Origin of the sequence: Streptomyces corallincola (genome assembly GCF_019104725.1) — a bacterium.
GTDB lineage: Bacteria > Actinomycetota > Actinomycetes > Streptomycetales > Streptomycetaceae > Streptomyces > Streptomyces corallincola.
The window spans coordinates 92010-102038 of record NZ_JAHRXF010000020.1 but is presented as its reverse complement, the minus strand read 5'-3'; the positions used below and the strand labels follow the sequence as shown (position 1 = coordinate 102038).

9 protein-coding genes are annotated in these 10029 nt (G+C 72.5%); 6 read left to right on the top strand and 3 right to left on the bottom strand.

The genetic code is table 11. The annotated features are described in order from the left end of the window. From KUM39_RS15380 to KUM39_RS15370, 3 genes are all read left to right on the top strand, one after another. Nucleotides 1-901, top strand: a 901-nt coding sequence (locus KUM39_RS15380) for a protein phosphatase 2C domain-containing protein (protein WP_217786190.1), incomplete at its 5' end; no start/stop codon positions are given. Nucleotides 902-972: 71 nt separating this feature from the next. Further along, nucleotides 973-2715, top strand: a complete 1743-nt coding sequence (locus KUM39_RS15375) for a pyruvate dehydrogenase (protein WP_217786189.1) — start codon at nt 973-975, stop codon at nt 2713-2715. Nucleotides 2716-3063: 348 nt separating this feature from the next. Beyond that, nucleotides 3064-3543, top strand: a complete 480-nt coding sequence (locus KUM39_RS15370) for an ATP-binding protein (protein ID WP_217786188.1) — start codon at nt 3064-3066, stop codon at nt 3541-3543. A gap of 195 nt (nt 3544-3738) precedes the next feature. Here KUM39_RS15370 and KUM39_RS15365 read toward each other — a convergent pair whose 3' ends face one another. Then, nucleotides 3739-4776, bottom strand: coding sequence for a DUF2637 domain-containing protein (locus KUM39_RS15365; protein WP_217786187.1), 1038 nt, complete (start codon nt 4774-4776; stop codon nt 3739-3741). A 303-nt stretch (nt 4777-5079) separates the two neighbouring features. Continuing rightward, nucleotides 5080-5922 (bottom strand): (2Fe-2S)-binding protein, encoded by an 843-nt coding sequence (locus KUM39_RS15360; protein WP_217786186.1) that lies wholly within the window; start codon nt 5920-5922, stop codon nt 5080-5082. Between the two features lie 165 nt (nt 5923-6087). Here KUM39_RS15360 and KUM39_RS15355 point away from each other — a divergent pair, with 165 nt between their 5' ends. Beyond that, nucleotides 6088-6915, top strand: a complete 828-nt coding sequence (locus tag KUM39_RS15355; RefSeq protein WP_308288144.1) for a GntR family transcriptional regulator — start codon at nt 6088-6090, stop codon at nt 6913-6915. A gap of 385 nt (nt 6916-7300) precedes the next feature. Next, complete coding sequence (locus KUM39_RS28210) at nt 7301-7489, top strand: alpha/beta fold hydrolase family protein (RefSeq protein ID WP_246620167.1); 189 nt, start codon at nt 7301-7303, stop codon at nt 7487-7489. A gap of 147 nt (nt 7490-7636) precedes the next feature. Here the strand turns inward: KUM39_RS28210 and KUM39_RS15345 are convergent, their stop codons facing one another. Next, nucleotides 7637-8308: a maleylpyruvate isomerase family mycothiol-dependent enzyme gene (locus tag KUM39_RS15345; RefSeq protein ID WP_217786184.1), complete on the bottom strand. Its 672-nt coding sequence runs from the start codon at nt 8306-8308 to the stop codon at nt 7637-7639. A gap of 259 nt (nt 8309-8567) precedes the next feature. Here KUM39_RS15345 and KUM39_RS15340 point away from each other — a divergent pair, with 259 nt between their 5' ends. Beyond that, complete coding sequence (locus KUM39_RS15340; protein WP_217786183.1) at nt 8568-10007, top strand: NAD(P)/FAD-dependent oxidoreductase; 1440 nt, start codon at nt 8568-8570, stop codon at nt 10005-10007. Nucleotides 10008-10029 lie beyond the last annotated feature (22 nt).

Here is a 10029-nt window from a genome sequence, read left to right as displayed (position 1 = left end):
CACCGCCCTGCCCGCCGCCGACGTCGAGGCGCTGGACGAACTCGTGCCGGACACCGTGCTGGACGGCGCCCGGTACGGGGCGTGCACGGTGCGGGCGGTGTCGATGCGCGGGGACTCGGCGCGGTACCGGGGGGAGTCGCGCCGGGACGCGCTGCTGACGGCGCGGTTCGGGACGGGGGAGGCGGCGCTGGTGCTGGTCGCGGTGGCCACCGGGGCGCGGGGCACGCCCGGCGCGCATCTCGCGGCGGCCGAGGCGTGCCGGTTGATCGCGGCCGCGGTCGGCCGCAGCCACGGGCGGCTCGTCGAGGACCTCGCGGCGGCCCGGCGCGGTGAGCTCAAGGCGGGCCTGCAACGCCTGACCGACCGCGCCCTGGGGCAGCTCCGTGCCGACGCGGGCGGACGCGGCCTCGACCCCGAGGCGTACACGGCGACGCTGCGCTGTCTGCTGCTGCCCGCCGACCCGGACTGCCGTACCCGTGTCTTCTTCGGGGTGGGCGACGGCGGCCTGTTCCGGCTGCGGGACGGAGCCTGGGACGACGTGGAGCCCCCGCTCCCCGCCGTCACCGACCCGGCCGCGCTGCCCGCCGAGACCCCGGAGGGGGACCGGCTCACGATGGACCTCGGCATCCCGACCCCGCCGAGCCCGTACGAACCGGCGCTCCCGCCGCCCCGTCCGCCGTTCCGGTTCCGGGCCGCGCCCGCCCGGCCGGGTGATGTGCTGGTGCTGACCACCGCCGGTCTCGCGGAGCCGCTGCGCGGCGAGCCCGCGCTCCGCGCGCATCTGGCCCGTCACTGGTCCGGCCGTACCCCGCCGGGTCTCGCCGGGTTCCTCGCGGACGCGCAGGTGCGGGTCAAGGGGTACGCGGACGACCGGACGGCGGCGGCCGTTTGGGAGGCGTAACCGGCGCGTGTGTGGCCTCATGGGGAGGAGGAGTGCCGGTATCCGAGCAGACCGAAGGGGCAGACGATCCTATGGCCAAGCAGAACGTAGCCGAGCAGTTCGTCGATATCCTCGTCCGCGCCGGCGTGCGCCGGCTCTACGGCGTCGTCGGGGACAGCCTCAACCCGGTCGTGGACGCGGTCCGCCGGAGCTCCGACATCGACTGGATCCATGTCCGCCACGAGGAGACCGCCGCCTTCGCCGCCGGTGCCGAGGCCCAGGTCACCGGCAATCTCGCGGCGTGCGCCGGTTCCTGCGGGCCGGGCAACCTGCACCTCATCAACGGCCTCTACGACGCGCACCGGTCGATGGCGCCGGTGCTGGCGCTCGCCTCGCAGATCCCGTCCAGCGAGATCGGCCTCGGCTACTTCCAGGAGACCCATCCCGACCGGCTGTTCCAGGAGTGCAGCCATTACAGCGAGATGATCTCCAGCCCCCAGCAGATGCCGAGGCTGCTCCAGACCGCCATTCAGCACGCGGTCGGGCGGCGCGGGGTCAGCGTGGTCACGCTCCCCGGTGACGTGGCTGCCCAGCCCGGTCCGGAGAAGCCGCTGCAGAGCGCGCTGGTCACCTCCCGGCCCACGGTGCGGCCCGGTGACGAGGAGATCGACAAGCTGGTCGATCTGATCGACCGGGCCCAGCGGGTCACCCTGTTCTGCGGCAGCGGCACGGCCGGGGCGCACGCCGAGGTGATGGAGTTCGCCGGACGCGTGAAGTCCCCGGTGGGCCACGCGCTGCGCGGCAAGGAGTGGATTCAGTACGACAATCCGTACGACGTGGGCATGAGCGGTCTGCTCGGCTACGGCGCGGCCTACGAGGCGACCCACGAGTGCGACCTGCTGATCCTGCTCGGCACCGACTTCCCGTACAACGCGTTCCTGCCGGACAACGTGAAGATCGCGCAGGTGGACGTACGGCCCGAGGTGCTGGGGCGGCGCTCCCGGCTGGACCTCGCGGTGTGGGGCGATGTGCGCGAGACGCTGCGCTGTCTGATCCCGAGGGTCAAGGAGAAGACCGACCGGCGTTTCCTCGACCGGATGCTGAAGAAGCACACCGACGCCCTGGAGGGCGTGGTCAAGGCGTACACCCGCAAGGTCGAGAAGCACGTCCCGATCCACCCCGAGTACGTCGCCTCGGTGCTGGACGAAGTCGCCGCCGACGACGCCGTGTTCACCGTGGACACCGGTATGTGCAACGTGTGGGCCGCGCGCTACATCTCGCCCAACGGCCGCCGCCGGATCATCGGTTCGTTCTCGCACGGCTCGATGGCCAACGCGCTGCCGATGGCGATCGGCGCCCAGTTCACCGACCGCAACCGGCAGGTGGTCTCCATCTCCGGTGACGGCGGATTCGCCATGCTGATGGGCGACTTCCTCACGCTGGTCCAGTACGACCTGCCGGTCAAGGTCGTCGTCTTCAACAACTCCTCGCTGGGCATGGTCCAGTTGGAGATGCTGGTCGCGGGTCTGCCGTCGTACGGCACCACCAACCGCAACCCCGACTTCGCGGCCGTCGCGCGCGCCTGCGGTGCCTACGGGGTGCGGGTGGAGAAGCCCAAGGACCTGCCCGGCGCGCTCAAGGACGCCTTCAGCCACAAGGGTCCGGCGCTGGTGGACGTGGTGACCGACCCGAACGCGCTGTCCATCCCGCCGAAGATCAGTGCCGAGATGGTCACCGGGTTCGCGCTGTCCGCCTCCAAGATGGTGCTCGACGGCGGTGTCGGCCGGATGCTCCAGATGGCCCGCTCCAACGTGCGCAACGTGCCGCGTCCCTGAGATTCGCCGCGCAGGTGCCGGTCGTCGCCTGTGCCGTTCGTATCTGCCGGTCGGATCTGTCGGTCCCTCGGCCGGAGGCCGGAATTCGTGCCTCCGGCCGACGACTTCCGGCCAGTTTCCCGAGTGGTGACGGCGCGTGCACGGATGGCTGCCAAGGGTCGCCGTCCGCCCGCGAGCGGGGCGGCCTCGCCGTGGGGCGCCGTGGGACACCGTACGGCGGCGCGGGCGGCGGTGGCCGAAGACCGGTCGTCGCCCGGGGGCCATGACTGGCCACCGACCCGTTGGGCATGGATTCCCGTGAACCTGTTCGACCAGAAGAGGCGGGGGAAGACCGTGCGGGCGGGGGTCATGAGAGGTCAGGCACGAGGGGGCGGCCCGGTTGCCGCAGGGGCCTCCTCGGCCCAGGCGGGGGACGAGGCCGACACGACGACGGAGCGGGGACACGCGCCCCAGCTCAGACGGAGACTGGGCCGCGCGGACCTGGCGGCGGTGCCCGAGGCACGCCGCGAACTGCGCGAGCTGCTCCGGCACTGGGGGCGGCCGGGCCGCTCCGACATAGCCGAACTGCTCACCAGCGAACTGGTCACCAACGCGCTCGTCCACACCGACGACGACGCGGTGCTGATCGCCGTCGTCTCGGAGCACGGACTGCGCGTCGAGGTACGGGACTTCGTGCCCCGCCGGCCGCTGCCCCGCGTCCCGGTGGCCGCCGAGGACACCGGCGGCCGGGGACTCCTGCTGCTGGAGTCCCTCGCGGACGCGTGGGGCGTACGGCCGCACGGGGCGGGCAAGTCGGTGTGGTTCGAGCTGGGGGCGGAGGCGGCCTGAGTGGCGCGCCCGCGGACATCCGGTCATCCGACGCATGGGGCCCGTCCGACGTCCGGGTCCCATCCGCCGTACGGCACTCATCCGGCACAGGAAACTCATCCGCTGTGCGCGCAAGGGGACTTGGCGAAACGGAGCGAGGGCCCGGCCGTAGTGGCCGAGCCCTCACTCCCTGAACACCCCTGATACCACCGGGGCCTAGCCGAACTGCTGCTCCAGATCCTTCAGTTTGCGCTCCAGCGAGTCCAGCCGGGGGAGCGCCGCCGTGTCGTCCTCGGCGGTGAGATCGACGGTGACGGCGTCAGTCCCCTTGCGGACCGGCTGAAGAGAGGGCCGGGAGCGTACGGGCAGTTGTTCCGGCGCGGATATGGCAGGCTCCGCAGAGGCGGGCGCCGGACCGCGCTCCACCGCCTGCACCTCCACCTGCCGGGCGGCACCCCGGCCCACGAAACCGCGGTGGCCCCGGCTGATCGCCTTCAACTGCGCGCGCTCCACGCGCTGCTGATCGCGCCGGTGCTGCCGGGCCTGCTCCTTCTGCCGCTTGTCGTCGCGTACTTCCTCGACCGCCTCGTCCAGGCTGCGCACGTTCTCCAGCAGCATGAGCGACCAGGCGTGGTAGGTCTCGCGGGGCGCCCGCATCCAGCGCACGATGCGGATCTGCGGCAACGGACGCGGTACCAGGCCCTGTTCGCGCAGCGCGGCCCGGCGGGTCTGCTTCAGCGCCCGGTCGAACAGCACCGCCGCCGACAAGGACATGCCGGAGAAGAACTGCGGCGCGCCGTCGTGGCCGAGGCCGCGCGGGGCGTGCACCCAGTTGAACCAGGCAGCCGCCGCCGCGAACAGCCACACGAGTATCCGGGAGCCGAGTGCCGCGTCACCGTGGCTGGCCTCCCGCACCGCGAGGACGGAACAGAACATGGCCGCGCCGTCCAGGCCGAACGGCACCAGATACTGCCAGCCGTCGGTCAGTCCCAGGTTCTGCTCGCCGAAGCCGACCAGACCGTGGAAGGACAGGGCCGCTGCCACCGCCGCACAGCAGAAGAGGAGGACGTAGGAAGCGGTGCCGTAGACGGCCTCCTTGCGTCGGCGGCGTTCCTCGCTGCGCTCCCAGGAGTCGTCCGTGTTCTCCCCGGAGGAGCGCTTTCCGCGCGCGAGCACCGCCACCGCCGCCAGCATCCCCAGGAGCAGTACGGCGCCAGGAAGCAGCCAGTTCAGCGATATGTCGGTCAGTCTCATCAGGGGTCCCTTGCATTGGGATAGGGCGTAACGCCCGCCATAGTGGCCCACTCCCGACGGGCCTCAGGGGGTTTCGGGGCAAGAGGCCGCCAAGGAGGTGCAAGGGGATGCCCAGGGCGACGTTCTGCTCGAACTGCCGCGTGAGGAGCGGGAGTTGAGTTCGAATAAGACTACCCGTACGGGTGGTTCCCCGAGCGCGTGCCGAGGCGGGCGGAGACATGGTGCGTCCCCCGACCCCCGACGGGCGGTCCGATCCCGATGATCTTAGCCCGGACGGGGTACCGCCCGTGACCTGACGGCCGGTCAAGCCGCCGCGGCGGCCGTCGTCCCGGTGATCCGGTCGGCGTCACAGGTGCGCGGGCAGGAGGCGCAGGTGTCCTCCGGACGCAGGGTGTAGAACATGCAGCAGCTCACCCGGTCGCGGGTGGCGACCGCCCGCCCGTCCGGACCCCGCAGCTCGCGGAACGCGGCCGAGCCGACGTACGGCCGCGTCGAGCCGGGCAGCAGCCGCTCCAGCTCGCGCATCGCCCGCGCCTCCTCGGTCTCGCCGAGTCGCCCGGCGACGTACCAGAGGCTCTCGACGATCTCGTCCGTGGCCATGCCCCACAGTGCGCGCCCGCGCCGCCGCATGCGCGGCCCGAAAGCGGCCAGCACCGGTTCCAGATGGTCGGCCACGGCCGTCCGGACCTCGGCGCGCAGCGCCTCCTCGTCCGGGACCACGACCGCGCCGGGCAGTCCGGCGGCCGGGTCGTCCGGCAGACAGGCGAAGGAGCCGGGGCGCACCGCCATGCGCCCGGCCGTCCGGTCGTACGAGAGGTGCGTCACGGGGAGGCGGGGGACCCGGCGCTCCAGGAACCAGGGCGCGGTGATCATCAGGCAGGCCGGCCAGGCGTAGCGGTGCAGGGCGAAGCTGGCGACCACGTCCGGGCGGGCGGGCTGTCCGTAGTCCCGCAGCACCTGCGCGGCGTCCCAGGCGAGGAAGGCGTCCAGCTCCGCGCCTCCGGCCGCCAGACCTGCGGCATCGACCCAGTCGCCGGTGCGCGGCTGCGGGTCGGCCGGGTCCAGCACCTCGACGGAGAGGAAGCCGGAGCACACCTCGGAGAGACGGGCGTACGCGGCGGTGAGCGGCGAGGCCGCAGCGGGCATGGCGGAACCACCGATCCTTGATCGCGGACTGGCTTTCGCAGGTAAGGCTTACCTTACCCCCCTCGTCGGGAGTTTGAACTGCCGCCTTGGCCGCCTATCGTGCTTGACGTACAAGCGACAACCCCCCGTTTAATGACCCATGTGCCGACAAGCCGGAGGAGAGCCGTGAAGCAGGGTGCCCGGGGTTACCCCGGTTCTGTCGGTGCGGCGGCCCCCGGTGATGTGTGGGGCGCCGAGGGAGCGGCTCGCGTGCCCGCGCAGGGGCAGGGGCGCGGCGTGCCGGTCGCGCGGTCCGGGGCCCACGACGACGCGGGGGCCGGTGCGCGGGGCGAGCACACCCACGCCGAACTGCCGTTGCCCCGGCCGCGTGTCGCCGTACGGCGTTCCTCCGTGCGCGGGCAGATCCTCGACGCGTTGCGCACGGCGCTGGTGACGGGCGAACTGACACCCGGCGAGGTGTACTCCGCGCCCGCGCTCGGGGAGCGATTCGGGGTGTCCGCCACGCCCGTCCGCGAGGCCATGCAGCAGCTCGCCCTGGACGGGGCCGTCGAGGTCGTGCCCAACCGGGGGTTTCGGGTACTCCAGCGCGGTGAGCGGGAGTTGGCGGAACTGGCCGAGGTGCGGAGCCTCATCGAGGTGCCGGTGATGCTGCGGCTGGCGCGGACCGTGCCGGTCGAGCGGTGGGTGGAGTTGCGGCCCCTGGCGGAGGAGACGCTGCGTGCGGCGTCCAGCGGGTGTCCCGCCACCTACGCCGAGTCCGACCGGGCCTTCCACCGCGCCGTCCTGGGGCTCTCCGGCAACCGCCAACTGGTCGGTATCGCGGAGGACTTGCTGCGGCGGGCCCAACTGCCCCTCACGGGGGGCGCTTCGCGGATGTGCCGGGCGGAACTGGTCGCCGACGCGGGGGAGCATCTGGCTTTGCTGGACGCGCTGATCGACCGGGACGCGGACGCGGTTGCCTCGCTGGTGGCCGAGCATTTCGCCGGCGGCTGAGCGGGGGGTTCACGGCGGCCACCGCATGGTCGCCGCTCGCGGTGACGCCCGCGTCCCAAGGGGGAGTTGCTCGGTCCCTGCCGGTCCGCGCGGGTGGGTCCCGCCCTGGCGCGGGGCGGTCCCGGTTCGCGCGGTTCGGCCGCGCCGGGTCCGGTGCCTTCGAGAGCACGGGCCCGGCGGCCGGGCGATTCGGCTTCTTGACAGATCAGTTGACGCCAATGGTCAGCCCGACATCGCACCGCAAGGGGCCGCGTATGAGGCTGCCCACCCATGCCTGGGGCGCCGGGGCGCGTACCCCCGTGCTTGGTGCACGGAGCCATGTCCGACCACCGCACCCGGCGCCGCGTGGGACCGGAACTCGCCGCACGCGGGTACCGGGTCGTCGGTGTTGACCTGCCGTCGCTGGCTGCCGTCGCTGGTCGTGCTCCCCGGCCCCAGCTACCTGGTGCCACCCGCGGAGGCAGCCGAACTGTCCCGGAGCGGCTTCGAGATCCGCACCCTCGCCGGAGCGGGCCACACCCTGCACCGGAACGACTTCGAGTGCTTCGTGGCGGTGCTCGACGGCTGGCTGTGAGCCGGTGCGGACTGCCGTGCGGATCAAGGGTCTTGGAGTCCTGACGCATTGTCCCGCCGACTCCCGACTCCCGACTCCCGACCCCCGCCTGCACCTACACCCGCGCCCCCCGCCCGCGCCTGACCCGACCCGCGGCGGCCGGTCCCCTCAGCCGAACATGTTCAGCGCCTCCGCCACCCCGCCGGACAACTCGTACGTGGCATGCGTGGCGCGGCCGGAGCAGAGGCGGATCAGGGTGGGGGCGTCGCCGTGGAAGCGGACCGGCCGGACGCCGGGAGCCGGGGCCCCGAGGACGAAGGGGGCCCCGGCACCGTCGAAGCAGGCGTGCACGAGCGGACGGCCGCGTTCGTGGGTGAGCCGGGACAGCAGGGCCAGCGCGTCCGGCAGACCGGGGCCGTCGTACGCGCCGGGGACACCGAGCGTGTCGCGCACGTCTCCTCCGTGCAGCCACACACCGAGCGCGACCTTGTCCAGTGGACCCCCGGCCGCCGCGACGGCCGGGCCCGCGTGCCGCAGGCCGTGCTCCAGTTCGTCCACGATCCGGGTGTGCGGCCAGTCCGCACGGGCGGCGATGTCGCGCTCGTTGGCCTCGGGCGAGCCCAGGTCGTCGCCGAAGTCGCCGTTGACGACCTGGGTGAGATCGCCCGAGCAGTGCGCGAGCACGTCCCGTACCGTCCAGCCCGGACACGCGGCGACCGGTCTGCCGAAGCCGGCATCGGGGCACTCCCGCAACACTGGCACCAGAGACTCCAGCTCCGCCCCGAACAGCCGTCCGGGCAGTGCGGGATCGCGTGCGGGCTGTGCGCCCCGACCAGTCATGAGCAACTCGATTCCGTGTCGCTTGAGGGTTCCGGTGCTCCGGACAGGGCCGGGACCAGGCGTCGGGAAGGGCCGTCCGGAGCCGCGTGACCACCACCACCGCCGGCGTGCCGCCGATCATCACACAGCCCCTCGCGTGGCGGGGAATCCCGGACCTGCTGAACCGTTTCTGCCGTCCATCTCGTGTGGGGGAGAGACTCTCGTACACCACATCGCACCCGGAGGCCGGCGTCCCGGCCCGTCCCGATCGAGGAGCGACATGGAGGAGCACACACAGGTGCTGGTCATCGGCGGCGGCCCGGCGGGCAGCACGGTCGCCGGACTCCTGGCCAGGCAGGGCGTGCGGGTCGTGCTGCTGGAGCGCGCGGTCTTCCCGCGCTACCACATCGGGGAGTCCCTGCTGCCCTCGGTCCTCCCGGTGCTCGACCTGCTGGGCGTGCGCGAGAAGATCGACAGGGCCGGGTTCGTCCGCAAGGAGGGAGCCTACTTCGAGTGGGGCCCGGAGAACTGGAACCTCGACTTCCACCACCTGACCGGTGCGGGCCGCCACGCCTACCAGGTGACGCGTTCCGAGTTCGACGAGATCCTCCTCGACCACGCCGCCGAACTCGGAGTGGACGTACGGCAGGGCGTCAGGGTCACCGGTGTCGAGTTCCGCGACGGCCGCCCGGTGAGCGCACGCTGGAGACGCGCCGGGGACCGCTCCGAGAGCGGGGAGATCGGCTTCGACTTCCTGGTGGACGCCTCCGGCCGGACCGGCGTCATGGCCACCGGCCACCTCGGCAGCCGGCAGTACCAGGAAGCCTTCCGGAACATCGCCGTCTGGTCCTACTGGCGCGGGACCGCCCCGCTGGACCGGGGGCCGGCGGGCGCGATCGCCGTCTGCTCGGTGCCGTACGGCTGGTTCTGGGCGATCCCGCTCGGGGACGGCACGCGTTCGATCGGCCTGGTCGCCAAGAAGAGCGTGTGGCAGCGGGAACGGGACCGGCTCGGCGGCATCGACGCCGTATACGCCGACGCGCTGGCGCGGGCCCCGCGCATCGCCGCGATGACAGAGGGCGCCGAGCGGGTGTCCGGGTTCCGGGTCGAGCAGGACTACTCGTACACCGCCGACCGCTTCGCCCTGCCCGGCTGCCTGCTGATCGGCGACGCCGCCTGCTTTCTCGACCCGCTGCTCTCCACCGGCGTGCACCTGGCGATGTTCAGCGCCCTGCTGGCCGCCGCCGCCATCGGTGCCGTCCTCACGGGCGAGTTGGCGGAGGACGAGGCCACCGCGTTCTTCGAGCGGGCGTACCGCCAGTCCTACGAACGCCTGCTGGTCGTCGTGTCGTTCTTCTACAAGAGCTACAACCGCGAGTCGCAGTTCTTCGAGGCGGACAAACTCACCCGGCGCGAACGGCACATGCTCAACCTCTACGAGTCCTTCCTGCACATCGTCACCGGCGTCGAGGACCTGGACGACAGCCGGGACGGCGGGGAGGCGCTGGACAAGGTGGCCGCCCGCATGCGGCGGCCCGGCGGCCACGGCCCGCGCGCCGGTGTCCTCGCCGGACACGACGAGGCGCTGAACTCGATGCCGTCCTCACCCGAGAAGGCGGTGGCGGGGCTCTACCTGGACCTGGAGCCGCGCCTGCGCATCCGGCGCGCCGCCGGACCGCGGGCCGCACCCGACACCGACGTGCCGAACGACCGCAGGTAGGACCAGATGAGAGGACACCCCG